The 26,252-nt window shown below is 64.0% G+C and carries 25 protein-coding genes; 17 read left to right on the forward strand and 8 right to left on the reverse strand.

Features of this window, described 5'->3' with window-relative positions; translation table 11 throughout:
* Window positions 1-36 precede the first annotated feature (36 nt).
* The 4 genes from SM757_RS00240 to SM757_RS00255 all read left to right on the forward strand — a co-directional run bounded on the left by SM757_RS00240 (window position 37) and on the right by SM757_RS00255 (window position 3,666).
* Window positions 37-1,005 carry a hypothetical protein gene (locus SM757_RS00240; RefSeq protein WP_322464089.1) on the forward strand — a complete coding sequence of 323 codons (969 nt, stop codon included), beginning with the start codon at window positions 37-39 and terminating at the stop codon, window positions 1,003-1,005.
* A 27-nt stretch (window positions 1,006-1,032) separates the two neighbouring features.
* The gene (locus SM757_RS00245; RefSeq protein ID WP_322464090.1) at window positions 1,033-2,292 is read left to right on the forward strand and encodes a DUF1173 family protein; all 1,260 of its coding nucleotides are present in this window, start codon (window positions 1,033-1,035) and stop codon (window positions 2,290-2,292) included.
* Between the two features lie 93 nt (window positions 2,293-2,385).
* On the forward strand, window positions 2,386-3,198 hold the full coding sequence (locus tag SM757_RS00250; protein ID WP_322464091.1) for a hypothetical protein: 813 nt from the start codon (window positions 2,386-2,388) through the stop codon (window positions 3,196-3,198).
* A gap of 114 nt (window positions 3,199-3,312) precedes the next feature.
* Window positions 3,313-3,666: an HNH endonuclease gene (locus SM757_RS00255; RefSeq protein ID WP_322464092.1), complete on the forward strand. Its 354-nt coding sequence runs from the start codon at window positions 3,313-3,315 to the stop codon at window positions 3,664-3,666.
* Between the two features lie 270 nt (window positions 3,667-3,936).
* On the opposite strand, the gene SM757_RS00260 is transcribed toward SM757_RS00255, so the two are convergent.
* The 5 genes from SM757_RS00260 to SM757_RS00280 all read right to left on the reverse strand — a co-directional run bounded on the left by SM757_RS00260 (window position 3,937) and on the right by SM757_RS00280 (window position 10,387).
* Window positions 3,937-4,698 carry an ADP-ribosyltransferase family protein gene (locus tag SM757_RS00260; protein WP_322464093.1) on the reverse strand — a complete coding sequence of 254 codons (762 nt, stop codon included), beginning with the start codon at window positions 4,696-4,698 and terminating at the stop codon, window positions 3,937-3,939.
* Between the two features lie 92 nt (window positions 4,699-4,790).
* Entirely contained in the window at window positions 4,791-8,678 is a 3,888-nt protein-coding gene (locus tag SM757_RS00265; protein WP_322464094.1) for an NACHT domain-containing protein, read from the reverse strand.
* Between the two features lie 421 nt (window positions 8,679-9,099).
* Window positions 9,100-9,558, reverse strand: a complete 459-nt coding sequence (locus SM757_RS00270) for a hypothetical protein (RefSeq protein WP_322464095.1) — start codon at window positions 9,556-9,558, stop codon at window positions 9,100-9,102.
* A gap of 44 nt (window positions 9,559-9,602) precedes the next feature.
* Window positions 9,603-9,797 (reverse strand): hypothetical protein, encoded by a 195-nt coding sequence (locus tag SM757_RS00275; RefSeq protein ID WP_322464096.1) that lies wholly within the window; start codon window positions 9,795-9,797, stop codon window positions 9,603-9,605.
* Window positions 9,794-10,387 carry a JAB domain-containing protein gene (locus SM757_RS00280; protein ID WP_322464097.1) on the reverse strand — a complete coding sequence of 198 codons (594 nt, stop codon included), beginning with the start codon at window positions 10,385-10,387 and terminating at the stop codon, window positions 9,794-9,796. The genes SM757_RS00275 and SM757_RS00280 overlap by 4 nt, the downstream gene beginning before the upstream one ends.
* Window positions 10,388-10,753: 366 nt before the next feature.
* Between SM757_RS00280 and SM757_RS00285 the strand changes: the two genes are divergently transcribed.
* The 13 genes from SM757_RS00285 (at window position 10,754) to SM757_RS00345 (ending at window position 24,683) form a co-directional block, all read left to right on the forward strand.
* On the forward strand, window positions 10,754-11,638 hold the full coding sequence (locus SM757_RS00285) for an N-6 DNA methylase (RefSeq protein ID WP_322464098.1): 885 nt from the start codon (window positions 10,754-10,756) through the stop codon (window positions 11,636-11,638).
* A gap of 659 nt (window positions 11,639-12,297) precedes the next feature.
* Window positions 12,298-14,265, forward strand: a complete 1,968-nt coding sequence (locus SM757_RS00290) for a PRTRC system ParB family protein (protein ID WP_407655727.1) — start codon at window positions 12,298-12,300, stop codon at window positions 14,263-14,265.
* A 389-nt stretch (window positions 14,266-14,654) separates the two neighbouring features.
* On the forward strand, window positions 14,655-16,004 hold the full coding sequence (gene iscB, locus SM757_RS00295) for an RNA-guided endonuclease IscB (RefSeq protein WP_322464100.1): 1,350 nt from the start codon (window positions 14,655-14,657) through the stop codon (window positions 16,002-16,004).
* 101 nt (window positions 16,005-16,105) lie between these two features.
* A complete protein-coding gene (locus SM757_RS00300) occupies window positions 16,106-16,585 on the forward strand; it encodes a PRTRC system protein E (RefSeq protein WP_322464101.1) in 480 nt (159 codons plus the stop codon).
* Window positions 16,586-16,596: 11 nt separating this feature from the next.
* Window positions 16,597-16,803 carry a PRTRC system protein C gene (locus SM757_RS00305; protein ID WP_322464102.1) on the forward strand — a complete coding sequence of 69 codons (207 nt, stop codon included), beginning with the start codon at window positions 16,597-16,599 and terminating at the stop codon, window positions 16,801-16,803.
* A gap of 192 nt (window positions 16,804-16,995) precedes the next feature.
* Entirely contained in the window at window positions 16,996-18,066 is a 1,071-nt protein-coding gene (locus SM757_RS00310) for a PRTRC system protein F (RefSeq protein ID WP_322464103.1), read from the forward strand.
* Between the two features lie 10 nt (window positions 18,067-18,076).
* Window positions 18,077-18,811, forward strand: a complete 735-nt coding sequence (locus SM757_RS00315) for a PRTRC system protein B (protein ID WP_322464104.1) — start codon at window positions 18,077-18,079, stop codon at window positions 18,809-18,811.
* Window positions 18,812-18,898: 87 nt separating this feature from the next.
* Window positions 18,899-19,747: a PRTRC system ThiF family protein gene (locus SM757_RS00320; protein ID WP_322464105.1), complete on the forward strand. Its 849-nt coding sequence runs from the start codon at window positions 18,899-18,901 to the stop codon at window positions 19,745-19,747.
* Between the two features lie 11 nt (window positions 19,748-19,758).
* A complete protein-coding gene (locus tag SM757_RS00325; protein ID WP_322464106.1) occupies window positions 19,759-20,580 on the forward strand; it encodes a hypothetical protein in 822 nt (273 codons plus the stop codon).
* 449 nt (window positions 20,581-21,029) lie between these two features.
* Window positions 21,030-22,304 carry an RNA-guided endonuclease InsQ/TnpB family protein gene (locus tag SM757_RS00330; protein ID WP_322464107.1) on the forward strand — a complete coding sequence of 425 codons (1,275 nt, stop codon included), beginning with the start codon at window positions 21,030-21,032 and terminating at the stop codon, window positions 22,302-22,304.
* 5 nt (window positions 22,305-22,309) lie between these two features.
* Window positions 22,310-22,579, forward strand: a complete 270-nt coding sequence (locus SM757_RS00335) for a hypothetical protein (protein ID WP_322464108.1) — start codon at window positions 22,310-22,312, stop codon at window positions 22,577-22,579.
* A 174-nt stretch (window positions 22,580-22,753) separates the two neighbouring features.
* The gene (locus SM757_RS00340) at window positions 22,754-24,223 is read left to right on the forward strand and encodes a UvrD-helicase domain-containing protein (RefSeq protein ID WP_322464109.1); all 1,470 of its coding nucleotides are present in this window, start codon (window positions 22,754-22,756) and stop codon (window positions 24,221-24,223) included.
* A 34-nt stretch (window positions 24,224-24,257) separates the two neighbouring features.
* Window positions 24,258-24,683: a hypothetical protein gene (locus tag SM757_RS00345; protein ID WP_322464110.1), complete on the forward strand. Its 426-nt coding sequence runs from the start codon at window positions 24,258-24,260 to the stop codon at window positions 24,681-24,683.
* Between the two features lie 82 nt (window positions 24,684-24,765).
* Here SM757_RS00345 and SM757_RS00350 read toward each other — a convergent pair whose 3' ends face one another.
* From SM757_RS00350 to SM757_RS00360, 3 genes are all read right to left on the reverse strand, one after another.
* Window positions 24,766-25,176, reverse strand: coding sequence for a hypothetical protein (locus tag SM757_RS00350; protein WP_322464111.1), 411 nt, complete (start codon window positions 25,174-25,176; stop codon window positions 24,766-24,768).
* A gap of 3 nt (window positions 25,177-25,179) precedes the next feature.
* Window positions 25,180-25,542 (reverse strand): hypothetical protein, encoded by a 363-nt coding sequence (locus SM757_RS00355; protein WP_322464112.1) that lies wholly within the window; start codon window positions 25,540-25,542, stop codon window positions 25,180-25,182.
* A 205-nt stretch (window positions 25,543-25,747) separates the two neighbouring features.
* Window positions 25,748-25,930: a hypothetical protein gene (locus SM757_RS00360; protein WP_322464113.1), complete on the reverse strand. Its 183-nt coding sequence runs from the start codon at window positions 25,928-25,930 to the stop codon at window positions 25,748-25,750.
* Window positions 25,931-26,252: the final 322 nt, after the last annotated feature.

Below are 26,252 nucleotides of genomic sequence, written 5' to 3' on the forward strand. Positions count from 1 at the left end.
CCCAAAGCGGCGTGATTTTTCCTGGCGCCGCACTGCATGCCGCGCAAGACTTGCCCACCGCAGCGTATTCAGCCCGAGCCGAAGATGAAACAGCATACGGTGGAACAAGCTCGCGAGATGTTGGCCTCGGTGCTCGACGGCGAAAGTTTCTCTGCCGCGGGAAAGCGCCACGGCCTGTGTCGCTCCACGGCCGAACGGGAGGTCAAGGCGCTGGTGCGGCTGGCCTTCGCCGGCAGCGGCGCCGGCACCGAGTTCCAGCACCAGGCTGCCGCATCGCTGAAGGGCCTGCGCCAGCACCGCGCCCTTGTGATGCAGGCCGTGCGCGGGTTCGACGCTGACAAAGCTCCAAGAATCCGGACATGGAATATCGACGCACGCGACATCGCCGAAGGCGCCGAGCGGCTGAGGACAAGAAGCTGCAATGCCGCCAGAGACGTCGCGCTGCTCTACGTCCTGTTCACCACTGGCGCAAAGCCGGTGGAGATCGCGCGCCTGCAGGTGTGCGACTACCTCCAGGCGGACGGCGGCATCCGGCGGCGCTCGACACTGCGGCCAGAGGCATCGGTCAACGGTCGGTCCCGTCCCTTGTTCTTCACGTCCGAAAGGGCTTGCCTGGCGATCGATGGCTATCTGCACCAGCGGCTGCAGCGCCAGCACGGCGTCGGCAAGGCTGCGAGTGCCTACAGGGGCCTGGATCCGGCAAGCCCACTGTTTCTCACCGACGACGGCCGCAGGTTCGAGCTGCGCTGCAGGAGCCGGACCGATACACGAGCCACCTGCCGACTCATGAGCGCCACGTTCCACGCCATCATCCAGCGCGCCGGCTGGCCTGGCCTCACAACACAGGCCGTGCGTTGCATGGTGGCGCGGCGGCTGTTGGACAAGGGTACGACGCCCATGCAAGCCGCGCAGCTGTTGGGCCTGGCAGGGCCCGCGGGTGTGCGCCGTCTCATTGGACCCACGCAGGCAACGGCGCTCGACGCGGCCGTGGAGGAGCTTGCCTGAACGCTTCGCAACTTCCGAGGATCGCTCATGGAACAGCAGGAGTTCTTCGTCCGCGGCAGGCACTACGCCGCCGGCGATCCGGCCTTGCAGGCGGTCCTGGCCAGCATCTACGGCTCGAGTGAACGCCCCCGCTGCATGTGCGTGCCGGGCGGTGTGCCGATGTACATCGCCAACCACGGCTTCTACGTCGTCAAGCGCATGCCCGAGACGGGCAAGAGCCACCACCCGGGTTGCCCGTCGTTCGAGCCGGAGGCGGGCCTGTCGGGCCTGGGCGAGCTGCAAGGCGAAGCCATCATCGAGCACGCGCCTGACCAGATCGAGCTGCGCACCGCCTTTGCCCTCATGCGCAAGTCCGGCGCATGCTCGCCGCGCGGCCCCGCATCCGAGGACGTGAAGCAGGTCAAGGCGTCCCGCCATGCAATGAGCCTGCGCGCCTTGCTGCACTTCCTCTACGAGCGCGCGGGCTTCAATCGCTGGTATCCGGCCATGACCGGCCGCAGGAACTGGGCGGTGATTCACAAGTATCTGCAGGACGCGGCTGAGGGCGTGCTGCTCAAGGGCTCGACGCTCGACGAGAAGCTGTTCGTGCCCGAACCGTTCCGCGTGGAGTGTCGCGACGAGATCGCGGACCGCCGGCGCAGGAAGCTGGCGGCGCTGACCTCGCCAGAGAGTGCCAACACCTTCAACATGGGGCTGCTTGTCGGCCAGTACAACGGTTCCGAACCGACCCAGCAGGGACGCCGCATCATCGTCAAGCACATGCCGGACAGCCCCTTGTTCATCGACAACAAGGCCTGGACGAAGGCTGAGCGGACTTACGGCACGATGCTGCAGGCCTGCGAGGCCGACGTGGAGCACAAGCCGCGCATCCTCATGATCGCGTTGGTCTACGCCAAGCGCGAGTTCGTCTACCAGGTGGACACGTTGTCGATGATGATGGTCACCGACCAATGGATTCCATTGGACGACCTTCACGAGCTGCCGCTGCTCGAATCCCTTGTCCAGGCAGGTCGCTCGTTCATCAAGCCTTTGCGCTATGACAGCGGGCCGGCCGCCGGCATCCCATCGGCGCTGCTGCTTGACTGCCTGCACGCGCCGATGCCGATGTACGTGCTCAGCGCCTTCGCCGACGACAGGGGGCACGCCCAGCAGGAGAGGGCGGTCCGCGACAGAGGCGAGGCCGCATGGAGCTGGCGCACGCAGGAGCCGATGCCGGAGTTGCCGCCGCTGGCGCGCCACGCTCACGGCCCCGCAAGGCCGCCCACCTTGACTGGCACGACGCCGTAGCCGATGCCTTGCGGTGACGCGGCTCGGGCAGGGCGCCCTGCCTGACCCTTGAAAACGATGCAGCCCGAGAGAGCATGGCGCGGAACCTACCCCTTGGAGGCCGCGATGAATGCCAGCAAGCGCGACGCGTCTCGTGCCGCGTTCTCTCCAGTCTTCTCGATTGATGAATGCCGCCGGATTGCCCGCGCCTACGACGGCTCGCCGCAGAGCATCGACAGGCTGCTGACGCAATGGAGTGCCCAGAAGCCGGGCTTGAAACGCCGACACATCACGCGCGCGGCACAGCGTGGCGGCTACCGCCCGGACATTGCCCGGCGTCGGTGGACCGAATCGGAGAACGCCTGGCTGCTGCAGCACTGGAGCAGCCTGTCGGATACCGAGCTGGCGGCGGCGCTGGGCCGCCCAGCCGGGGCAATCCAGCAGCACTACCGGCGCCTGCGAAGCACGGTCGCCAGTCCGGCCGAACGGACCTTCTCGCTGGGTGCGCTGCGCAGGCTCACCGGCGTGGATCCTCGAGAGTGGCGAGACTTCATCCGCCGCGGGTGGCTTGAGTCCGGAGGAGGCCCACGAGACCGAAAGGCAGGACGTGCGGTGCAAGTCAGCGCCGAGGCCGTGCTGGCGCTGCTGCAGGCACACCCGGAAGTGCTGAACTATGAACGGGCCACGGACGAGGCGCGCCTGGCGCTCAACCTGGCGCGGCTGCCCGCGCCACCGAGGTTCAAGCGCGTGACCTGCCGCTCCAGGCCCTGCCGACAACAGGGCGGCACCGCGTTCTGGGCGCCCATCTACGCCGCCCCGCGATGCCCGCGCTGCGGGCGCCTGACATCCCGGCTGAGCACGCTGGCCCAGTACCGGGTGCAGGCCGAAAACGCTGCCGAAAGCGCCGCGGCCGACCGGTCGCCCTGACCGGGCCGCGACCTGGCTTCGAACGGATACACCGGCCGCACGCTGCTGCGAAGCCGCGTTGCATCTGGCGCACGAACCCGCCGGCTCCGCCACCCAGTGCGAAGGGACCGAGACATGCCCCACACCATCCAGCGGCTGCGCGAGGCCGCGTTCGGAAACCAGAATGGCCGCTGCTACTACTGCAGTGCCCCCATGTGGCTGCACACCCCGCAAGAGCTCCGCACCCATGGACTCGTCCGCCAACGAGCACGGCCATTGCGATGCACCGCCGAACACCTCGTGGCGCGCATGGAAGGCGGCCAGGACACGGCGGACAACGTCGTGGCCGCGTGCGAGCTCTGCAATCGACGGCGACATGCGCGCAAGCGTCTTCTGACGTTGGCTCAATACCGCGCCCTGGTGCAGCGGCGCCTGGCAATGGGACGATGGCACGCGCCAGAGATACTCGCTTTGACGACGAGGCGCTGACCGAACCAACAACCGAATCCCTGCGTCGGCGTCCTGCCTTGCCCACGAAGCTTTTGAGACGCGGCCTGCCAGCCGCGTCCGGTGCCACTCCTTGGCAGCGAGCCCAAAACCTGCAGCACACCGCGATTACGCCCTCGCTACGGACCGCTCGCGCTCATGACGTCGAAACGCTGCGATCGTCACAACGAATCCGACGTATCAATGACGGTATCCGGCCAGGTGCGGCTGGACGACTGACATTTTTGACTGACTGTTCTAGGCTGCAAGCAGTCACTGACCAACTTTTAGAGCAAACTCCGCGCCCGTACAGTTTACTACTTTTAGACGGATAATCAAATGATATTCGGTACTAGGGGTCACGCTCAGCACTTGCATCAGTGCGCCCCTGTTTAACAGCACCTCCTGCTCTGGAATATGCATTTTTGGTGATCCCGGAATTGGAGTATTTTCCGGAATAATACAATCTATCAGGTTTAAGCCGGAAATTTCAAGTAAAATTCCATTTTTACCACGACAGAAAGCTTCCGCCTTCTCCCGGCAGACTGAAGTACTGAGAAATCCCGGGAAGAAAACTGTATTACGCTCATCAAGAGAGCCTAGTCGAAGTATTTCATAAAAAGGTTCAGAGCCAATTCCTTTGTAGACAATTGAATCGGCGCTAAATTTGTAGGAATTTTTTAAAAACTCATTATCAAGCTCCTCTAATGATTTTTTATAATAATCATCTTCAGGATTCATATCGTATGCATCATCGACAATAGTAGCATATTCACTATTGTCTCTGTAGTGCAGCAGCGACAGACAATGATTCAAGTGGGACGCCTTGATATATTGATTGCGCTCCTCATCCAACCCTTGGTAGCATCTTATTGCAGGAGTTTTGTTTTCCAATATATTGTACTGACGGAGATAGCTAGTAAAATTCTGCCAATCCGGATCAGAATGAGAATTGGTCTGAGGGAGTGCAGCTGAAATAATTTTGGCCATGATTTTGACTTGGTGGATTTGGCAAGTGTCGGTGGCTTTACTCATCAAATCCACCAATTATTGCAGAGTATCGCAAACTGCAATTTTGCAGTTGTTACGGTTGCACGTCGGTTGCGGTACTTGGAGCGAGTTGCGACCTATAGGACGGCGCAATCTTTAGCGGACCATTGGGAAAAGGTCCGGTGGATGTGCGCGTGTGTTTGGAAAACTCGCTGCCTTCCCTCGTTGGGGATCAACTCGTACCCATCCATCTTCTTCAGCCAGTCACGTTCACCCCAGTTGCACCAGACGAGGACTTGGCGGGTCTCTCTTAAGTATCGGCGAAGCAGGTCCGCCCGGACGTAGAGCATCTTGTGCTTGTCGCCAAAGTAGCTTTCGCCTGCTTGCCTGTAGAGAGTTGCGGGGCGACCGCTCGCATCAAAGAAATCGACTTCGCGATTGCTGCAGGAAAGGCCAAGACGTTGGATGAGGCTTGGTGCTGGAATTTGAAAACCTGAAAAAGTGTTGTGTGCTGAGTGATGGGACTCCCACGTAAACCCGATGGACGGAAGCTCAAGCCTGATACCCGGAATATGGCGGGTGGTAGGAACGTCGAACTCAAGGACAGAAGAATCGTCGTCGTCCTCTACCGCGCCTGACAGTGAGGCGATCTTGATGGTGAGAGACCGCTTCTCACCTACGCTGTGGTCGCGCTCGTAATCATCGAACGCTTCCGCCGTTTGCCGCCGGTATTGACCATTGTTTCTCAGAAGGTGCCGGGCGAAGCTGTAGCGGTGGCCTGGTTCTCCGGCAAACGCGTAGTGTTCCTCACCTCCTTCTGGGATTTGGTAGTTTCCTGGGTAGTCAACTGACATGAACTTCGACCGAAGTGTTTGCACATTTTTTCTGGCCACAAACAATCCACGTAAAAAGGCAAAGATTTCTCGGTCATGCTGGATATCCTCCCCTTGGACAAATCCTTCAACGAGCACCCATTCGCCTTGGTGCCCGTTGATTTCAGGGACCACCAGGAGAGGGCACCAATTTGGCGTGTACCCGCCCGCAACCCAGTTTTCTGTAGTCGCAGCAGGCGGTCCAAAGAGGTCAGGCAAAGGAGGCGTCCAATCGGGTGGTGCTTTGGGAAAAGTGGGATCAACACCGCAGTCGGCAGTCCTGTTGCCTTGGCGCCAATCCGGAAGATTCCGGTTTGCATCGCGCTCTCCCCACATCTCGAAGTACGCTATCCATGAATACTTCTTGCCGTAGCGATCGACCTTGTGTTCGCCGCGAGCGTTCCAAGAGTTTCGGCCAATTTCAGACTCGACTCCCTTAAACCGTTCGCCCCGATACCCCAGATCGAAAATGCGCCGCTCAATCTTTGCCCGCACCCGCACGTAGTCCGGATTAGTCTCGTCATAGTTCGCCCTGTTGGGGATAAGGCGACCGATGGTGTAATTGCCGAAGTCCATTTGGATGGCGTGCCCGATGGCGGCCTTGACTGACGCGTCTGGCTTTCCATTGCTGGTGAAGGGTGACGGGGTATTCGGGAACGGTCGGCTGAGGTAGCGGACCGATGTCCTTGGCAGCTTGACGCATCCTGCTCGTTGGGCGAGTTCAATAATGCCAAGCGCGTAGTCGCGCATGAGCGTGTGATGCGTCGCGTGGCGTGCGCGAGGTCCGAACATTTGCCGGTAAAGCTTCTGAGCCAGATCCCCTAGTAACGGCCGGAACGAAGCCGACCTCTTTGAATCGACAAGAGACAGGGTCGTCCCGTAGGCGGCTGCGAGCATCCGCTCCGGCAGGTACGGGTCATTGAACTTCAGGGATGCCACAACGTGCAAGAACAGCATGTCCGGATGTTGCTCTCCGATCAGCACGAGTGCTTTGGTCGCTAGGTCACGGTCGCTGCGGACAACCGTGGTCAGAACCAGGGAGAACAGCACCACAAGCTCGGCAGCTGCAGTCTTGGTCATATTCACAGTATCGAGTTTCTCTGCCCAGGTTAGCAGCCGGTGAATGGTAGGTGAGGCATACCTCCGTCGTAGGTATTCGGACCAGCGCAGGTCGCGGTCAGCCATTGGCCAGCGCGACAGAAAGTTGTACAGCCGCTTGGCATGATACGGATGGTTGGACTTCGTCGCGACGGCGGCCAACGCATCCACGACACGCTCCCAAGCTTGGGAAGCTGTGCCCAAGTATCGGTTGATAATAATTCCGGTGCCATCAGTAAACGCTGTCGGATTTCTCCAGAAAAGGCCCTCGATGAACGGCTCGAAATAGGCATTCAGGTCTTGACGCTGCGGTGGCAGCAAAAAAAAGAGTTCGCATTGCTTGGAAGGAAGTTTCGACCTAACCCGTTCCGGAAACTCGGTGATCAATGCTTGCGCCCATCCTGGTTCCGCATATTGGCCATAGTTCCAGTTGGACACCTGGAATACCTTCCCGAGCGGAGAGGTGGCGGCGAAGCTGTCTCTGATGGATGCCGGAGTTGAGGTATCTAGGTAAGCCTTCAGCAGGTGCCTAGCGATCAAATGGTCGCTGAACCGCTGGTAAGGTAATCGGTACACCACCCGCGACTTGTGCTGTCCGGATCTCGTTGAGTACCAGATAACGTCCTCTTCGATTAGCCCGTTCGTGCGCATTGCCTCAAGAAGCTTGCGTCTTTGGGCCGGCCGTAGCGCAGGGTAGCTGGCGGCGACAATTCGGTGTGCTTCTGATGGGAGGACGTAACCACGCAAGTTCGCTGCCATGCAGGGCGCGAAGCCTGCAATCCGTTTGTCGGCGAACCGGTCTGAGCCCTTCAGCAAGAGCCAGCATCCTTTGTCCAGCAGCCCGAACTCGTGTTCGATTGCCTGTCCGACGCGATTTACGAATGACTCCAGCACGAACGTCATGCCGCGCTGTCCGGAAGCGATCCCTGCAAAACCCTTTGCCAGCTTCTTGCCACACAGGCTTTGTAGCGACTGGCAAATAAGTTTCAGCGTGAGCGGGCGGGAAAATTCGTGATCCAACAACGGGACCTCCGGCAGTGGCAGCTGGTAGTACTGGAAGAAAGCCGCCTGCGCATCGAATTCCTGGTCGTCGAAGCCATAGTGCTTCAGGCAGTGAAACTTCTTCAAGGCCAACTTTTCAAGGGCGATGGTCTCGAACGGCGTCCGACATGTGACGACCAATCCGATGTTGGGATGGCTCGCTACAAGCGAGAGCAGTGTGCTAACTGCCTTTCGCCACTCGCGCCGACGGCCCTCATTAACGCCATCGATGATGAAAACAGTCCGCCCAGTCGCACCTTGGCCCGCAACCTCCAGTTCGTTGAACGTATCCGCGACCGAAGTTGCTTCGCCAAGACGCGCGCAGATGTCTGCAAGGATGTTCCCCTCGAAGTTTTTCGCAAGCACTAGGACGGTCGGAGCATCACGGGTAAGCCGCTCACTAGTGACATCGCACAGCAGGTGCGTCTTGCCCGTGCCCCACTCGCCACTAATGAGGAGGGTTGGATCAAAGAGCAGCTTGAACGAGGCGCTGGCCACGTACTCCGCCTCATCGCGAATGACGCGCAGACAAAGGCCAATCGCATCCATATTGGCACGCGCGGTGTTGCTCGCGGAGGAGAAGGTTCCGTCACCCGGCGCCAGCTTTGCTTCCTCTGCCTGCCAATGTGTCATATCCGACATCAATCTAGCGTTGATCTCGGAGAGGAAATACGCCCATTCATCGCCCGCAGTGACATCGCGCAAGCGCAGGCGGTGCATCGTCGTCGGCAGCGACATGCCAGCAGCGTCAATCAGGTTTTCAATTTCTGCAGGTCTTTGGCTGTGAAACTTGGCACGCTTCCAGGCCTCGGTAAACTCGTCGAGAATCGATTGGAAGCGCGCTCGTGCCGCGTCGCCACATGCAACGTTATCGATGGCAGTAGACAATGCGGCAATACGAAGATTGGGCGCGTTCTGGTCAATACCAGGCGTATATCTTTGCCCTGCCTGATGAATTTGGTCCCTGCAAAGACCAGCCAGTGCTGCTAAAACTGATGTCGAATCGAAAGGCATAGCGCAGATTTTGTCATAACTAAACCGTATTGTTATCGAAGCGCCATGAGCGATGCGTGGGCGCCCAATTCACGAACTATTTGTATGGTGTAGCTTGTCGGGCAAAGCGGCCGGTCGCGATGGCGGGTCGAATGCCGGCAACGGGCACCAAGCAGACTTTCGATAGGCCGCATGGAAAACGCCAACATGGACTTGACACCATGCGGCACTGATACTGCCCTGTGCGACGACTCAAAGCCGGCAGATCGCACGCCTGAAGTGCAGACGAGCAGTTGGAAATCGTGGTCTGGGAAGCACAGGCGGGAACCTGCCGTTGCGACAGGTTCCCGGCTGAGCGGCCGCGCTCGCGCGCCGCGATATCTGGCGTCGTCGCGCCGCAACCGCCGCTGTGATGGCAGTGTTTCAGCGCCGGTCACCGCCGTCACGGGAGACGCGGCCTCAGGAGTTCCTCCAGTGCTGCCGCATCGAGTTCGGGCGGTTTGCTTTGAGCGTACTGCCGCGGCAGCGCCTCAAGGGTAAGGCGTCCTTCCCGTACGGCACGGCGCAACTCAAACCGCCGCTGAAACCACGCAAGCTCGTACAGGGCAACGCCGTCCCATTGCAGTGGTGCCCCGTGCTCCACCGCCAGTGCAAAGTTGAGAGCCTCCGGGCAGGCATACCGGATCGCCACTTCGCGGTAGCAGCCCATCTCGTGAGGATGCTCCCTCACCACGAACGCTGCCGCCACGCCTTCAGGCACCGGATGGAGCCGCTGCAGCATGCGCCGGTATACCCGGCACTCCAGCACCGAGCGCGTCTGATAGTCGGGCTCGCCGACTTGAGCGCAATCTTCCAGCGCCGGTGCGGGGCCGACGTCAAGATGCTCGAAATGTCCAGGCATTTGTCTTCTCCTTGGTCAAGGCGGCGGCCAGGACCGCCGTCTCGTCAACACATGCAAAGCGCCTCACAGGCCTCTTCACTCGTGAGGAAGATGTCCTGCTCGACGTCGTAATAGGCGTGCTCCCCGGTCGTGCGGTTCCACATGTAGAGGAGCACACGCCCGGAGCGGGTTCTGAACGGCGTCTCCGTGCCGCCGCAGGCCGGAACCCAGTCGTCCGGCACGCCGGCCGCGGAATTCACGGCAGTGCCGGCTGGGAGATCGAGACGACCTCCATGCCGGCCACCACGTAGTGCTCCAGCACCTGGATGTCCACGCGCGCCAGGGCAGCCCTGACCGTGTGAATCCCTTGCACCTCGCCGGCAGCCGGCGTGGTGTCGTCGCTTCCAGGGCGGTTGTGGGCCGTGAACACCGCGACGCAGCCAAGTTCCAAAGCCCTCTTGACGACCTCGCGCGCGTACACGGTCAACTGGCACGTCGAGCCCGCAAACATGTTTTCCGCCGCGATGACACGCATGCGCGAATCTAGGAACACGACAAGGAGCGTCAGCCGGTCCGACCCGGTGAAGTGCACGCGCAGGAACGTCCTGACGCGCGCCGGCTCGTCGAGCAACTGGCGCCCGACAACGCTTTGATGCGCAACACGCACCAAGAGCTCGTGCGCCGCGCAGAGCACCTGCCGCAACCTGGAGCTTCGCTCGGCATCGCCGCAGGGCAACAGCCTGAGCAGGCCCGGGTCCGAGCCCTTCAACTCGCACCCCGGTCCGGGAGGATCGAGCACAAGCGCTTCCAATTGCTCGGCGCTGAGCCGGCAAAGGTCCATGTAGGACATGGGAAACCTCCAATGACAAGGAGGAACACCCATGCCCTGACCGGGGAGAGTGCTCCCCGGTGGGACATGCAGATACCAGCGAGGCACCTGCGGACTTAAGGGCGGGTAACGACCGCTACGCCGCGGCTTCGAAACCGCGGATGCCGCCTCTTGAAGAGGCTCGACCCGGACGGATCGATCAGCACGCCAAGTATGAGCACCCGCCCATCGAGGTGCAAGCCATGTCAAGGCCGTGTCGCATGCTCACCTGCGCGAACCTCAGCAAGACACCGTGCGACAGATGCCGATTTCAGCAACCTGGGGTGCCCTTGAAGCAGCGACGCCGAGCGAGACGATGGAACGGCACCAACGACATAGAGGCGTCGTATGCAAACCGACAAGCATGTAACTGGCATTTTTGAAGCGTGCATCCGCAACCACAGCTACACGCCCGGCGAGCTGCTGCGGTGGCTCGCAACCGATGTTCTGATGGACATGGGCGTGATGCAACCCGAGTCGCCACCGGCCGACCTGTTGCCATGGCTGCGCGAGACCTCCGCGATGTACGCGCGGGCGGTCATGGAGCATCCGCTGCAGGACGTCTTGGGACGGGTCTACGAGGAGCTGTCGAGCCACGGCCACCGCAAGGGCCTTGGCCAGTTCTTCACGCCCTCGGTGGTGGCCGAATTCATGGCGCAGATTGCCCTGGCGGACCACCCGAAAGGCGAACCGCCGGATGGCAAGCTCTGGCGCATGTGCGAGCCCGCGTGCGGCAGCGGCGCACTGGTCCTGGGCTTCCTGCAGCACCTGGACCCAGCGGAAAGGCGCCGCTGGTCCATCACGTGCATCGACCTGGACGGGCTGTGCGCGCAGATGTGCGCCGCGCAGCTCATGGCCAACCTGTTCATACACCGCCTGGAAGTTGGCGAACTGCTGGTGTACCGAGGTAACGCCCTGGGGCCGGCAAGTGACCTGAGCGTGCTGCTGCACGCCACCATGCGGGATCTCAGCCCTGACCTGGTGCTGCCTGCACTGCACCCGGCGCGCATCGCGGCGCTGCGAACTGCGCAACAACAGGTGCTTGGCGGGACGGCACAACCCACCCCCGCGCCCGATACCGCGAGAGCGGCACAGGCGAGCGCGCCGCGAAAGGAGCGGGCGCCCAGAGCGGCGGCAGCGGCCGCTACTCAGGCAGGCAACCCACCGCAGACGAAGGCGCCGCACGGCGCGTCACACCCACAGCAGCTCAGCATCGATCTTTTCGCCGATTGAGTCGGCCTGCGGGCGGCGCAGGGCCGGGGCAATCCGTCAGGCGTAGGCCGCCCGGTAGGAGAAACCGCCCCCCGCGCTCTACTTCAAGGCGGCGCTCATCGATGAGGTCTTCCTGCCCCGGGTCAGGATCGCCGCTACTCTCTCGATGGGCGAGGTGCCGGGCAGCCATGAGGGCTCCCGTGAGGGGCTGCGGCCCGCCGACCACCGCCTCCAGCTCAAGTCCGCTGGCGTCGCAGCCGCCTCGATGACGTCCATGGCGAAAACGACGTCTCCGTCCTCCCACCGGCGAGACACGGAAAGATCGCAGAAGTCGACGCCTGCCGGAATCGTGATGCGCATGTGCACAAGCATTTCCCGCAGTGGACGGCGACGGCGACGACTTGCAAGCCGACCAGCACCGACGCCAGTAGAAGCGGCCGAGGCCAACGTCACCGTCGGCACGTCAACCGATTTTGGCAGCAGCCTGGACCGGGCGGACGCTCAGGAAAGCTGAGGCCGTGCGGCTGGTGCTGCCGGAGTGCGGTACGGCCGCCACCGGCCACGCCAAGACACCTGATCGAAGGAAGAATCTGGACCCAGCCACCGCACCTTGATGCCGACGCAACCAGCGAGAACATGACTGCGCAGCGCAAGAAGGCGCAGCACCCAGGAGGCCAGTCATGTTGTCCCAACCGATCACGCTCAAGCACCGGCAGATCACGCCGGGTCCGAATCCCCGCGAGCACTTCGACGAAGCGGAAATGCAGGAGTTGAAGAAGGGCATCGAAGCCGCCGGAGGCGAGCCGCTGGAGCCGCTGATGGTTCGCAGCCATCCCGAGCAAGAGGGCATGTTCCAGATCATCTTCGGCGAGCGCCGCTGGCGCGCGTGCGGTGACCTCTACGGCCCGGACTACGAAATGCTGGTGCTGCTGCGCGAGGCATCCGACGCGGAGGTCGCCGCTCTGGCGACCATCGAGAACCACCACCGCGCCAACCCCAGCGAAGTCGAGCACGCACAGGCAGCGGAAAAGCTGCTGCGCTTCAACAAGGGCGACAAGCAGGAGACGGCGCTGCAGATGGGGATGAGCCCTGAGACGCTGGAGCGCCGGCTGCTGCTGCTGCACTGCATCCCTTCGGTGCGCCAGGCGTTGACCAAGCGCGGCATCAAGCTCGGTCACGCCGAACTGCTGGCCGGCCTGCCACCCGACCGCCAGGAAAAGGTGCTCACCGGCATCCTGGTACACAAGGTGTCCGTCGAACTGCTCAAGTCGCAACTCGGACAATTCGCCCGCCGCCTGGCCGACGCCATTTTCGACACGGCCCAATGCAGCGGCTGCCCGCACAACTCTGCCCGGCAAGCAGCCTTGTTCGACGAGAGCATCGGTGACGGCTTCTGCCAGCATCCGACCCACTACGAGGAACTGACGCTGGCCGAATTGGAGAAGCGGGCGGGTGTCCTGCGCGAACAGTATCCGGTCGTGCGGATCGTGAAGGCGGGCGACGGCTTCGAGCCGTTGGAAGTGACCGCTGAGGGTGCCGTGGGCGTCGGGGATGCGCAATACGGTGCATGCAAGGGCTGCGCTTCCTTCGGTTGCAGCATCTCGGGCGTCGCCGGCTCCCTGGGCAAGGTGCAAGAGTCGCTGTGCTTCGATGCCGGCTGCCACACTGGCAAGGTGGCGGCGAACCGGCAGGCGCTGCGCGAAGCGGCGCGGGCCAGCGAGACGAGCGCCGCAGGCGGTGCACAAAGCGGTCAACCCACTGCTGGCAAGCATGGCAAGGGCACGAACCCCGCGCGACAGTCGGCGCAGGAACCCCACGACTCAGCAACCAGTTCAGCGGCACCGAGCGCCGACAGCGGCGACCCTGCCGGCACGCAGGCGCGTGCCAGCACGGCGCCAGCGCCAGCGCCAGCGCCGGCCACCAGCGCGCAGGTCTCGGGACGCATCCAGCAGTTCCGGGAGGAGAAGTGGCGGGCCTGGGTTGCCAACCGTCTGATGGCCGCAGATCGAGAGAACGCGCGCGTGCTGGCTGCGCTGGCGCTGGCGTCCAACACCGGCGCCATCAACACCGGCCGCTACACGGAAGCAGTCAACAAGATCACACGCGCGAAGCTCGGAAACACGACGCTCAAGGCCACGTTGGAGCAGTGCGACGCGCTCAACGACAGCGACATGCACAGCGTGCTCAAAGCCGTAGCCGCCAGCGCGGCCTATGGGGTGGACGAGGGCGGGCTGGAACTGCTGCTGAACTACCTCAAGGTCGATGAAGCACAGCATTTCAAGCTCGACGCCACCTACCTTGAACTGCTCACCATGTCAGAGCTGGAAAGCCTCGCGGAAGAACTCAAGATCAAGAAGGCCATGGGCAGCGAGTTCAAGAAGGCCCGCGCAGGCAAGAAGCCCGACTTCATCGCTGCACTGCTCAAGGTCAAGGGCTTCGACTACACAGGCTTGGTGCCCAAGGCGATGAAATACAACCGCCGCTCGCTCAAGCGAGCCAAGGACAACACCGCTGCGAAAGCCCGGTCCGCGTCTTCGTCGCAGCCGGATGACACGCGCGGTCCAGCGGCAGCCGATGCAGCCGCCGAAGCGGCAACCAACAGTGCCGGCGAGCAAGTGGAAACCGCCGCCGCCGCCGAAGCGGCCTGAACGGTGAGGTCCGCGCTGCGGCGCGGACTGGACAAGCCGGGGGAGCCACATACGATCAATCCACGGACAGACCTCGGCCACAGGAGATACGCAAGTCAGCCACCCCATCCTGAGCGGTGAGGCTTGAATGAGCCTGGTTGACCAGACCAAGAAAGGATTCGCAGGAAGCCAATCTACGTTGAGCACGGGACGGAAACACCGACGCCGGGATGCTTCTCCAGTCCCAGCCTCTCGAAGCCGCAGCAGCAGACAACCCAAGGGTAGGGACGAAACGGGCTGCGGCGGGTGCCCCGCAAGAGGCGCTACCCGGTGCGCAACATGGTCGAGGAGAGCGGCGCCGTAGGGCGCCCGTCACAAGGCCCGTAAGGGCAAGTATTTGAGGAGCCGTCATGTCGGTGTTCGTGTTGGACAAGTGGAAGCAGCCGTTGATGCCATGCAGCGAGAAGCGCGCGAGGAGGCTGCTAGCCGCCGGCCGCGCCCGAGTGCAACGCCTGTACCCGTTCACGATCCGGCTGGTAGACCGCGCACAGGCCGAATCGGTGCTGCAGCCTCTGCGGCTGTCCATCGACCCGGGCAGCAAGGGCACGGGGCTGGCGCTGTCTCGCATTGAAGAAAGCATCAATGCCGCCACGGGCGAGATTAGTGAGCCGGTGCTGCACATCGCGGCGCTGGTGGAGTTGGTGCATCGAGGCCACACGATCTGCGACAGCCTGCGGCGCCGTGCGATGCTGCGCCGCTCGCGCCGGAGCAGGAATACCCGCTACCGCGCGCCACGCTTCGACAACCGTGGCGGCAACCGCACCGGCTGGCTGGCGCCGTCGCTTATGCACCGCGTCCAGACCACGCTGAGCTGGGTGCGCCGACTGCAGCGGTGGGCGCCGGTCACGGAACTGGCGCAGGAGCTGGTGCGCTTCGACATGCAGCTCATGCAGGAACAGGCCGAGGGGCACAGCATCGAAGGCGTCGAGTACCAGCGCGGCGAGCTGGCTGGCTTCGAAGTGGGCGAATACCTGCTGGCGAAGTGGAACCGCAAATGCGCCTACTGCGACGCCGAACATGTGCCGCTGGAGAAGGATCACATCGTCCCGCGCGCCCGTGGGGGCAGCAACCGGGTGAGCAACCTGGCGCTGGCGTGCCGGGGGTGCAATCAGAAAAAGGGATCGCAGAACGTGCGCGAGTTCCTGCGCGAGCAGCCCGAGCGCTTGAACCGCATCCTGGCCCATGTCAAGGCGCCACTGAAGGACTCCGCTGCGGTAAACGCCACGCGCTGGCGGCTGTTCACCGAACTGAAGGCCATGGGCCTGGCGCTGCAGACCGGATCGGGCGGGCGCACGAAATTCAATCGCGCCCGGTTGGGCGTGCCCAAGTCCCACGTGCTGGACGCGGCATGCGTCGGCCGTGTCGGCGAGGTTCGCCGCACCGCCCAGCCGGTACTGCAGGTGAAGTGCAGCGGGCGCGGCTCGCGTAGCCGCACGCGCCTGGACTCCCATGGTTTTCCGCGTGGCCACTTGATGCGCGAGAAGTCGGTGAAGGGCTTCCGCACCGGAGACATGGTGCGCGCCACCGTGCCTGCCTCGTCCAAGAAAGTCGGTGTCTACATCGGCCGCGTGGCCGTGCGCAGCACTGGCAGCTTCAACGTCCAGACCGCTACCACCACCGTGCAGGGCATCGGCCACAAGCACTGCCGCATGCTTATGCGCGGCGACGGCTACGGATATCAACTCATAGCGCAAGATTGAAAGGAGAGCGGGAGCAGGGGCGGCGCATAGCGCCGCGCGCTATCCCTCCTCGGCATCGATGCCAAGGTTTCCCGCGAAATCGAATGAGCATATTCACCGAGTTGTACGCGCTGGCGCAGCACACCGCGCTGACGCTGCAGATCGTTGCGGACGAAAAGACCGGCCGCATGACCATCAACGTCAAGCCCAAAGTCCAGAAGGACGCCGCCGAGCCGGCACTGGCAACGCCACTGAGCCTCACGGCCACCCCCGAGGAATTCGACGCCGGCTTCGTTCACGCCTTGCGCGACTACACGCAAGCCCATACCAGCTTGGCACAGCAGGCTGCCGCGACCGCAGAAGTGCTTGCCGCTGCCAAGACGGCCTCTCAGCGCAAGGCCACGCAGGCGATCAGCGGCGCGGCGAAGGGCTCGGGCAGCAAGGGCGCAACGCAGAATCCTGCTGGCGCCGGCAGCGCCAGCGCCACCGATGGCGACCCTGACGGCGACGACGCGGACGCCGACGCCGAAGGCAGCGCACAAGAGGGAGCCGGCGCCGGTAGCGGCAGCAGCGGCGACACCACGCTCGACCTGTTCAATTGAAGGAAAACGCAATGGCTATCGAAGTCAAGCCGATCCAGCGGCGGTTCTTCTACAACGGGGTGCAGTTGGCCGACTTTCCCGGCTTGGACGCCAAGGGCGTGAGAGACATGCACGCCGAGGAAATTTCCGAGTTGGCGAGTGCCGAGGTCGTGTACGGGGAGATCACCGATGGCGTCCAGGAAATCACGTTCCGCCGCGCAGTCGAAACCAAGGGCTGAGGAAGTCGAGGCGTTCAGCAACGCGGTCAACGAAGCCCTTGCCGAGGGCACTGACGGGCCCGCCGCGCAGATGCTCAAGGCGATGGCTTCCCGGGCGGTGCGGCGACACGCCAGCGCCTACAACGAGCTTTGCACCGACGCGCTGTTCCTGGGCGCCGCGCGCACCCGACGTGATGACAGGCACCTTCCACCATGGCAATCGCTCCTCCCGCTACCGTAGGCATGCCCTTGAGCGTGCCCCGCCTGGACCCGTCCATACCGGAAGCCATCGAGCCGCTGGCCAGCCGCCGCCTCCAGGCGCGCCTTGCGCGCGGTCTGCTCGACGGCGGCGTCATCGACGCCGCTGCGGTGAAGGCCGGGCGGCGCAGCATGCTGAAGGTCTGCGAGGCCGCTTTGCAAGCTTGGCTCCACCAGCAACTTGGCGAACTGCACTGCCTGGATTTGTCCTTCGTGCTCGTCCTGCGCTCCGAGACGGAGACGGAGACGGAGAGGTCCATCGGGTACGCGGAGCCCGAGTTGGCGCCTGAAGCGGAAATCCGCTGGTTCGCCACCTGCGGGCTTTGGCCCATCGGCCACGCGCTGCAGGCCCTGGAGAACGTCCACAAGGGCCTGGGTGCAACGGTGCTCACGGCCTTCGACGAGAACAGCGATGTGATGCCCTTCTTCAGCCCCAGGGATGCGCTGGAGGTCTGCCAGGAGTTCTACTGGTACGGGCTGGACGACGAGTCGGAAGCTCTTGAAAACTGCGAAACCGATGAGGAGCGGCGCGACCTGGCCGAGGAAATGATTACCCGCGCCAAGCTCGACGCGGCCTTTCCGAAGTGGGCCACGGAGTTTCCTTCCAAGCGCCCCAACCTGAAGGTGCAGCAGTTGCGCCGCCTGAAGCGGGGCGCGCTGGCGCCGCGCGAGCGCGAGGTGATCGACAGCGTGTTGGCGCTCAAGGCGGCGCGGGCGCGGCTCCTGGCGGCGCGCTCAACGGCCGATTTTGACGCGCAGGAGGACGGCTGGTTCACAGGGCACGCCGCGCTGTTGGCATGGCACGAGGACGACCTCAGCACGCGGCTCTACGACGACTACTGCAACTACGCTTCCGAAAGTGAAACCCGCGACACCATCGGGCTTCATCCGTTCGACCTCGACAACAGCGCCTCGCTGCAGCAGTGGGGCAGCGCCATGAAGCACCATTTCGATTGCATCCGGCTGCTCGACAGGTTGATCACGCTCCTATCGGACGGAGACTGGCCGCAGGCAGACAACTCTTGAGGCATGAGCCATGGCCCAGCCGGCATTCACCATCCATGAGGAACGAGAGGGCGCCGTGCAGTTGCGCAAGGCCCTTCTCGTCTACGAGCGCAAGGACCGCTATGGCAACCCAGGCCAGTGCCATGTCACGGTGCATCGGGTCATGTCGGGCGAAGATGGCCCGATCATCCTGTCGGGACATGCGCTGACGGTGCAGGCTTCGACCCGGCTGGTGCGGGAGCTATCGCGACAGCCGCGCAAGGGCGGCTTCACGCCGCCCGAACTGCTCTACTGGTCCGGCGATGTGGTGGCGTGGTGGGCGCCGCCGGCAGCACGGCACATCGCCATCCGAAACGAGGCGATGGGCGCACCGGAGCGGGGAGAGGTCGTTCCGCATCCCGGGCTGGTGTTCTGCGTCAACGGCAACAAGGGATGGTACGTGTGGGCCGTGCGCGGCACCGACCGGCCCACGCCTCAGACAGCCCTGTTCCAGGCGCCGTACCTCAACGTCTGGCAGGGCGGGCAAATCTGCATCGGCAACGTCACGGTGCCGAGCGGCAGTCCGGTTGAGCAGATCGAGGCGTGGAACCGCTGCTTCTTCGGCTCCTTCTTCACCCACACGAACGCGGCGGGCAATCTGCTGAAGTACCCGGGCGGAACCTATGCATTCTGGCGCGACATGCTTGACGGGAAATTCAGCAAGTTCCCCGAGTGGGTGCTCAAGACGCTGAACACCACCCTGGCAAAGCAGATAGCTGCCGTGTAGGGCTGCAGCGCGCAGCTTGCCCGGGACTTGAGGCAGCGGCAGCCCGCAGGAAACTGTTCCCAGCACAAGGAGCACTGGAGCGTCCCCATGGAACACCGCATCGACCCGGCCCTGCTCGAAAAGCGCGTCATGGTCCACCTCGTCGGGGTGGGCGGCAACGGCGCACAGATGGCCGCGTGCCTGGCGCGGCTGGACATTGCGATGCGCGCCCTGGGCCACCCGGGCGGCCTGCACGTCATGGCATTCGACGCGGACCGTGTGTCCGAGGCGAACGTGGGGCGCCAGCTCTACAGCCGCGCCGACCTCGGGCAGTACAAGTCCGTCGTCACGGTCCACCGGCTCAACCTGTTCTACGGATTCGATTGGGAGGCCGTGCCTGCCCGCTACGAGGACCGCAAGGAGGCCGGCGTGAGCATCGACCCTGACGTGGTGGTGTCGTGTGTCGATACGCGCGCCGCGCGCCGTGCCCTCCATGAAGCCCTGCTCGGAGCGGACAACGCCCCGGCCTACTGGCTGGACCTGGGCAACAAGGAGGCCACGGCGCAAGTGCTCCTGGGCGAACCCCGCACAAAGAAGCGCCGCGCGGGCGGCCTGCGGCTGCCGTGCATCACCGAGCTATTCCCGGAACTGCTGGACCCCTCCATCCCGGACGACAACACCCCTTCGTGCTCCGTTCGCATGTCGCTGGCCAGCCAAGGGCTGTTCATCAACGACGTGGTGGTCAGGATGGGGGCGCAGTTGCTCTACGAGCTTTTCTCGCAAGGGCGCCTGCGCCACCACGGCGTCGTCATGAACCTGGAAAGCAAGCGGTGCGGGCCGATAGAAGCTGACGCGGCGGTGTGGGCAAGGTATGGCTTCGTCCCCGATGGAGCGGACAGTGAGGCCGCCCAATGCGAGCCCCAGGACCAACCAGTCGCCACGCCGGCTGATGCTTGAAAGGAATGCTTATGCTGCGCACCAGCCATCTCACCGCGGCCCTGACGCTGGCGCTGGCCGCCGGCGTCCAAGCCAGCCCCGGCGCCGGCGCCGAGCCAGTCCCGGCGCCGACGCAGTCCACCTCGACCCCGGCCGCAGCGGACATTCAGGTCTTCATCGAGGGCTCGGAAGCCGCACGCGCCGCACTGGCAGCGCACCCCGACCGGCCCTTGGTGCTCAAAGCCCGCCGCGTGTTCGGCAGCGGGATGCCCTCGGAGGAGGCTTTCGCGCGCGTGGACGCCACGCTGGCCGAGCTGGCGCGCAAGCAGGGGCTGCAGGTCGCGGACGCCGGTGCGGCGCCGGCCAACGCCATCACGGTCGAGCTCGACAGCGGCTTCTACGTCTACACGTCGAACTTCAACGCGCGCCGGGTATTGCTGGCCGAGATCAGCGCCGCCGCACAGCAGCCAGGCGGGCAGCAGACCGACGGCCGCGCCGACAACCGGGGCGTCGACGTGCTGCGGGTCGTCGCAGGGGCCGTGGGCATCATGAACGGCTGGATCTCGCCGACCTTCGGTTCCTTCATGATGGGCAGCGGCGTCACGCCGGCGCTCTTCGGCAGCGGCAAGGCGCCCACCCGGCTTTTCGTGGCCGGCAAGGATCGGTACGAGCGCGGCGAGCAGGAGACTGGCAGTTTCGTCACCGTGGCGCTCGACGGGCAGCGGCATCGGTTCGCCGTGCGAACCGTGCTCCAGGGCGACAAGCCGCCTTTCGCAGTCGATCCCCTAGTGGGCCGCAATCTGGAAGTGGTGATGGCGGTACTCGATACCAGGGCCAAGCTGCCGCAGCCCTGAAGCGGGCGACGATCCCGCAGCGGCCCCTGTGGCCGAGCTGGGCACGAATGGACCAAGAAGGCCGCCGACTTCAGGACTTTGCCTCAAGTCGGCCACTTTCGGCGTGATTTCGCCTTGGCCCTAGGCGGGGGCATCGGCAACATCGGCGCATGGCCGCCTACTCTCGTGCCCGTGCATGCTTGCGTACCCAGCGCTGATTCAGCTGGGTGCGCACGCGCGGCGCATCGTCTCCTCCACGGCGCGCCGCCTGGCAGTGCAGGCCGGTGGCGGCACCGGCAAGTGCACCGAAAGCCCGAGGAGCTTCATCCAATGATGGTTGACCACGCAGATGGCGTGGAGGGGAAGCCGCCCGCATCCGGTGGAGGTGGGGTAGCACGCCGGCCGCAAGGCCAGGGTTTGGCCTGGGACTGCTCTTGAACTGAAGCTTTAAGTTTGCATCTTCATAAACCATGGACATGGAACGCAACCTCCGCAAGACGACCTTTCGGCTGTATCCAACGCCGAAGCAGGAGGTCGCTTTGCAGTCACTGTTGCGATCGCACCAGCAGCTCTACAACGCGGCGCTGGAAGAGCGCATTGACTGCTGGCGCAAGACCGGCAAGAGGTTGAGCTACGCCGATCAGTGCAAATCCCTCACGGTGCTGCGCCGCGAACTGCCTGAGTGGGCTGAGGCTGCCAACTGCTCTAGCCAGCAGATGACGTTGCGCCGGCTGGACAAGGCGTTTGCCGCGTTCTTCCGCCGCGTCAAGGCGGGCCAAGCTCCAGGCTTCCCGCGCTTCAAGTCGTTGCAACGCTTCCCTGGCTTCAGCTTCAAGACACATGGCGACGGCTGGCGTTTCACGCCGGGCGCCGATTGGCGCCACGGCACGCTGCGGCTGTTGGGCCTCGGGCACCTTCGAGCACGTGGGCAGGCCCGCCAGGGCGGCGACGTGCGTGCCAGCGACGTGCTACACCGCGATGGTAAGTGGTACTTGTCGCTCACGCTGGACATCGGCACCCCGCAGCGCCAGCGCACGAGCAATGCGGCCATGGCATTTGATTGGGGCGTCGAAACCTTCCTCACGGGTGTGGACCACGCGGGCGAGGACGTGCGGCTGGACAACCCTCGCTGGTGGCAGTCCGAGAAGGACCACATCAAAGAGTTGCAGCAGAGCGTCTCGCGCAAGCGCAATAAGAGATCTAACCGACGCCGCAAGGCCGTGCAGCGGCTGTCGCGCGCCCGCGCCAAGACTGCCCGGCGCCGCCTGGATTGGGCGCACCAGCAGACTGCCAAGCTCGCCCGGCATTACGCGCTGGTGGCAACCGAAGAGCTACGCATCGCCAACATGACGCGTAGCGCCGCCGGGACTATGGAGGAGCCCGGCAGGGGAGTCGCACAGAAGGCGGGCTTGAACCGCGAGATTCTCGACACAGCCCCTGCGCTGTTTACATCCCTGCTTCGCTGCAAAGTGCTGGAAACTGGCGGCGAATGGGTCGAGGCGCCAACTCGAAAGCTCAAGCCAAGCCAGCGATGCCCCGCATGTTGGGCGCTGGCAATAAAGAGCTTGTCGATGCGGATGCATGCATGCGCGGAATGTGGACACACGGAACCCCGCGACCTGGCTTCGGCGCGCGTCGTGCTGAGCTGGGCGATGGGTACGCATCACGGTCAGGAACTGGCCGGTATAGGGACGCGTGAGCGCCCCTATGAAACTCCATCCTCTGCGCAGCAAAGGGTGGAGTAGTTCATATGATGGGCAGCGGTGTCACGCTGGCGCTCTTCGGCAGAGGCAAGGCGCCCACCCGACTGTTCGTGGCCGGCAAGGATCGGTACGAGCGCGGCGAGCAGGAGGCCGGCAGCTTCGTGACCGTGGCGCTGGACGGGCAGCGGCATCGGTTCGCTGTGCGAACCGTGCTCCAAGGCGACAAGCCTCCGTTCGCGGTCGATCCCCTGGTGGGCCGCAACCTGGAAACGGTGATGGCGGTACTCAATCCCAAAGCCAGGCTGCCCCAGCCCTGAAGCTGGCACGGCCCCTGCCACGGCCCTCGCGGCCGAGCCGGGAACGCAGGTCCGGGAAGGCCGCCGGCTTCAGGATCTCGCCTCAAGTCGGCCAGTTTCGGCGGGATTTCGCCTTGGCCGCACGCGCAGGCCTCGGCAACATCGGCGCATGGCCGCCCACTTTCGCGCCTGCGCATGCCTACCTGCCCCGCACCGATTCAGCTGAGTGCGGAGGGACAGCGTATCGTCTCCTCGACGGCGCGCCGCCTGGTAGTGCAGGCCGGTGCCGGCACTGGCAAATCCACGACGCTGCAGGCCTATGCGCTTGCTCGCCCGCGCCAGCGGATGCTGTGCCTGGCGTACAACAAGGCGATCCAGCTCGAGGCCGCGGCCAGGATGCCGTCCAACGTCGTCTGCCGGACCTCGCATGCCCTGGCCTACAAGGTCGCGCGCGCGCTGTTCGGCAGCCGTGTCGAGCAGCGAGTAGGGAAGACCTATCCATCCACGGTGGCGCGTGTACTGGGCTGCAGCCCTCTGGCAGCCAATGCGGCACTGGCTGCCATCCAGGCGTGGTGCGGGTCGCTCGACGAGCAGCTGGGAATGGACCACCTGCCCAATCACATCGTGGTCAGGCTGGGCGAGCCTCGCGTGCTGTTGCAGCTGGCGCAGCTGCTCTGGGAGCACATGGTGGATCCCCACGAGACAGAGATCCGGCTGCCTCATGATGGGTATCTCAAGCTCTACCAGCTGCAGCAGCCGCTGCTGCGGGAGTTCGGTGTGGTGCTCGTCGACGAGGCGCAGGACCTCAACCATTGCACGTTCGACGTCGTGACGCGCCAGGACGCCACCATCGTGATGGTTGGTGACGAGGCACAGTCCATCAACGGCTACCGCGGCAGCGTCAACGCACTTCGCCTGCTCGACGCCGACGAGCGGTTGCCGTTGATGAGCAGCTGGCGCTTCGGGGAAGGCATCGCGCACATGGCCAACGCGCTGCTGAGCAATTTCAAGGGGGAGTTCATGCACCCGATCGTGGGCGCCGGCGAGCCACGCAAGACCAGGCTCGACGTCGACGTCACCAGGCCGTTCGCCATCATCACGCGCACGAACGCCATGGCATTCGAAGAGGCCGTGAACTTCCTCGACCTCGACCGCAGCTACCACTTCATCGGTGGCACCGAGGGATACCGGCTGGAGAAGATCCTCGACGCCTACCACCTCTGGATGGGTGAGCGGGCAATGGTCCGCGATCCTTACCTCAGGAGCTTCCCGAGCTTCGCGGAGCTGGCCGAGCTGGCGCTGGATGCCGAGGACGCAGAGCTCAAACAGCTCGTGCGCGCCGTCGAGCGGTATGGCGGCCGCATCCCGGTGCTCATCGACGAGATCACGGCGCGCCACGTGAAGATGAACAAGAGCGCCTGGGCCCAATTCGACGGCATCTTCATCGGCACGACGCACAAGACGAAGGGGCTGGAGTTCGAGCAGGTCTGGCTGGCAGACGACTACATGCCGTTCTTCGAGGAGGGCAGGGAACTGGAGCTCGGGGAAGTCGAGACCGAGGAAGTCCACCTGCTTTATGTCGGATTGACGCGGGCACGCGCCGCAGTCCGGTTGCCAGAGGAGTTCGCCCACTGGCTGGAGCACCGAAGGCTGCTGCCGGCTTGAAGGCAGCAGGCCCACGTCCTACAGGAGCGCATGGATGGCTGAAACCGTCGACTACCTTGAACGGCCTTCGACCGCCACTGGCCTGGCCAGTCGCTACTGCGCGATGGTGAAGCTGCTCACCGGCATAGGCTGCGTTGCGCTGTCGGTGACAGTGGCGCCGGCGTTCTACGAGGACGGCGGCTTGATCCATCACGCGCTGGTGCACGGACTGACCGCGGCCGGGGCGCTGCTGTCGGTCTGGGGTGCGCGGGTGCTGCTCCACGGCTCCGACATCGGGGCTGAAGCAGCCCTCGATTGCATCCAGTGTGCAGCGCAAGGCCTCGGCTCCTATCGACAGCCGCGCAGCGAGGCCGCGCAGGACGTGGCGGATGCGGTCGTTGGGGCCATCGAAGCGGCCGCGCAGGCCAGGGACGCCCATGCGGAGCCGGCGATCCCGACAGCGGCACCTGGGCCGGGCTGAGCGGCGTGCTTTGAACCTCCAAAAAGGCATGCCTCGGCCCGTGAGGACCGAGGCATGCATGGTGGGTTAGCAACGTCGGGGACTACGCGGCTCGACCGCAGACGAGCTGGCGAGCCCTCTCGCTGTGCAGCAGCACTTCCGAGACGTCAACGAGCAGGTCGAGCGAACGGCTCAGGAGCGCAAGCCGCTCAAGTTCCGTGGTCGCCGACGGCGAGCTGCGCCGCGCGGTCAGATAGCCGTCCATCGCGTCGAGCAGCTTGAGGTAGATCGTCGGATCGAAGCCTTCGCACTTGAGGTTGAAGCTGACGGCCTGGCACAGCGCCAAGCCCAACGCCGCGAAGCCGTCTTGTTGCTCGATGAGAGCCTTGAACTTGTCGACCTCGGGCTGCCCCAGCACGTGGACCACGAGAGGGGTATCGAAGAAGACCTTGCAGATCTCCTTCAGGTACACCTGCACGCGAGCCAAGCTCTCGATCAGCTCAACAGAAGGCATGGTTCACCTCTGCGGCCGGCTGATCAAGCCCACGGCACCGGGCACGCCGCCCATCGGCGGCTCCTCGTCGTACCAGACGACCCGGTTGCCGACGTTGTTGGCAGCGTCTTCCCGGGTGGCCTGGAACATCGCTGCGGGCACCCTGATGCCAAGGCGCTGCAGCACGGCCTCGAAGTAGGACAGGTCGGGCGACAAGCCGTGGCTGTCCAGCAACTCGACGTCGGTCAGGTTGCTGTAAACGTATTCGTCGCCCTGGTTGTCAGCCGCTTCGACGACGCAGTAGAAGCCGGCGAGCGGCCGGTCCCATCCCAGTTGGACAACGACAGCCTGGCCGTCGCACTGGGTCTTCACGAGATGTTGAGACATTCGAGTACCTCGCAAGGTTGAATCGGCGCCGCCCATGCGGGCGGCGAACCCGCTGCAGCGCCGGCGACGCTGTCGCAGCGCCGCAGCGGCGGGCTTGGGTGTCAGCGCGCAGGCGCTGTCGAGCTCGGTAGCCGAGCCAAGTTGGTGGCCCGGCCGGGTAGCGGAGCCGCGGCCATCCCTGGCGGCAGATCCGTGTGGCGCGCCGCTACCGCTCGACGACTTCCACGGGCTGGCGCTGCCAGCCGTGCTCGAGGAGGGCGACCGCGTACGTGGTGGCGCAGCGAAGAACAGCGGTGCGCCACCGCCCTCCGCAGAAGAAGACACAGGTCCTCGTTGCGGGAAGGACGAAGCGCGTGTCCGCGCCTTGGGTGAAGAAGATCACCTTCATGGGTGTCTCCCTGAAGGCGGCAGCTGCGGCATGCAGCTTCCAACCGCCCAGCTGTTCGGAGCCCACTTCGTGGAGCGCGCGGTGCTGCGCAAAGGCGTGCACTGGCGCTGGTCTTGATCGAAGTGGTGGCAAGGTGATTCGGTGTTTTTCGCCCCTTGCGCTACAACTCGCGGCATTGGCTGCCACATGGAGGCCATGCAGCTGCTGGAGTCGAGAGATGCTGAGGCTTGGAAACCAAATCAGGTTGACCCCCCGGGAAGTGGACCGGCTTCGCAAGATCACGGGCATTGCTCCCGTGGGTGTGAAGTCGGTCCACGACCTG

The organism is Azohydromonas lata (assembly GCF_034427735.1).
Taxonomy (GTDB): domain Bacteria; phylum Pseudomonadota; class Gammaproteobacteria; order Burkholderiales; family Burkholderiaceae_C; genus Azohydromonas; species Azohydromonas lata.

Coding starts and splice junctions, on each gene's coding strand:
- SM757_RS00240 (WP_322464089.1), top strand. CDS start 37: ATGCCGCGCAAGACTTGCCCACCGCAGCGTATTCAGCCCGAGCCGAAG.
- SM757_RS00245 (WP_322464090.1), top strand. CDS start 1,033: ATGGAACAGCAGGAGTTCTTCGTCCGCGGCAGGCACTACGCCGCCGGC.
- SM757_RS00255 (WP_322464092.1), top strand. CDS start 3,313: ATGCCCCACACCATCCAGCGGCTGCGCGAGGCCGCGTTCGGAAACCAG.
- SM757_RS00260 (WP_322464093.1), bottom strand. CDS start 4,698: ATGAGTAAAGCCACCGACACTTGCCAAATCCACCAAGTCAAAATCATG.
- SM757_RS00265 (WP_322464094.1), bottom strand. CDS start 8,678: ATGCCTTTCGATTCGACATCAGTTTTAGCAGCACTGGCTGGTCTTTGC.
- SM757_RS00270 (WP_322464095.1), bottom strand. CDS start 9,558: ATGCCTGGACATTTCGAGCATCTTGACGTCGGCCCCGCACCGGCGCTG.
- SM757_RS00280 (WP_322464097.1), bottom strand. CDS start 10,387: ATGTCCTACATGGACCTTTGCCGGCTCAGCGCCGAGCAATTGGAAGCG.
- SM757_RS00285 (WP_322464098.1), top strand. CDS start 10,754: ATGCAAACCGACAAGCATGTAACTGGCATTTTTGAAGCGTGCATCCGC.
- SM757_RS00290 (WP_407655727.1), top strand. CDS start 12,298: ATGTTGTCCCAACCGATCACGCTCAAGCACCGGCAGATCACGCCGGGT.
- iscB (WP_322464100.1), top strand. CDS start 14,655: ATGTCGGTGTTCGTGTTGGACAAGTGGAAGCAGCCGTTGATGCCATGC.
- SM757_RS00305 (WP_322464102.1), top strand. CDS start 16,597: ATGGCTATCGAAGTCAAGCCGATCCAGCGGCGGTTCTTCTACAACGGG.
- SM757_RS00310 (WP_322464103.1), top strand. CDS start 16,996: ATGGCAATCGCTCCTCCCGCTACCGTAGGCATGCCCTTGAGCGTGCCC.
- SM757_RS00315 (WP_322464104.1), top strand. CDS start 18,077: ATGGCCCAGCCGGCATTCACCATCCATGAGGAACGAGAGGGCGCCGTG.
- SM757_RS00320 (WP_322464105.1), top strand. CDS start 18,899: ATGGAACACCGCATCGACCCGGCCCTGCTCGAAAAGCGCGTCATGGTC.
- SM757_RS00325 (WP_322464106.1), top strand. CDS start 19,759: ATGCTGCGCACCAGCCATCTCACCGCGGCCCTGACGCTGGCGCTGGCC.
- SM757_RS00330 (WP_322464107.1), top strand. CDS start 21,030: ATGGACATGGAACGCAACCTCCGCAAGACGACCTTTCGGCTGTATCCA.
- SM757_RS00335 (WP_322464108.1), top strand. CDS start 22,310: ATGATGGGCAGCGGTGTCACGCTGGCGCTCTTCGGCAGAGGCAAGGCG.
- SM757_RS00340 (WP_322464109.1), top strand. CDS start 22,754: ATGCCTACCTGCCCCGCACCGATTCAGCTGAGTGCGGAGGGACAGCGT.
- SM757_RS00345 (WP_322464110.1), top strand. CDS start 24,258: ATGGCTGAAACCGTCGACTACCTTGAACGGCCTTCGACCGCCACTGGC.
- SM757_RS00350 (WP_322464111.1), bottom strand. CDS start 25,176: ATGCCTTCTGTTGAGCTGATCGAGAGCTTGGCTCGCGTGCAGGTGTAC.
- SM757_RS00355 (WP_322464112.1), bottom strand. CDS start 25,542: ATGTCTCAACATCTCGTGAAGACCCAGTGCGACGGCCAGGCTGTCGTT.
- SM757_RS00360 (WP_322464113.1), bottom strand. CDS start 25,930: ATGAAGGTGATCTTCTTCACCCAAGGCGCGGACACGCGCTTCGTCCTT.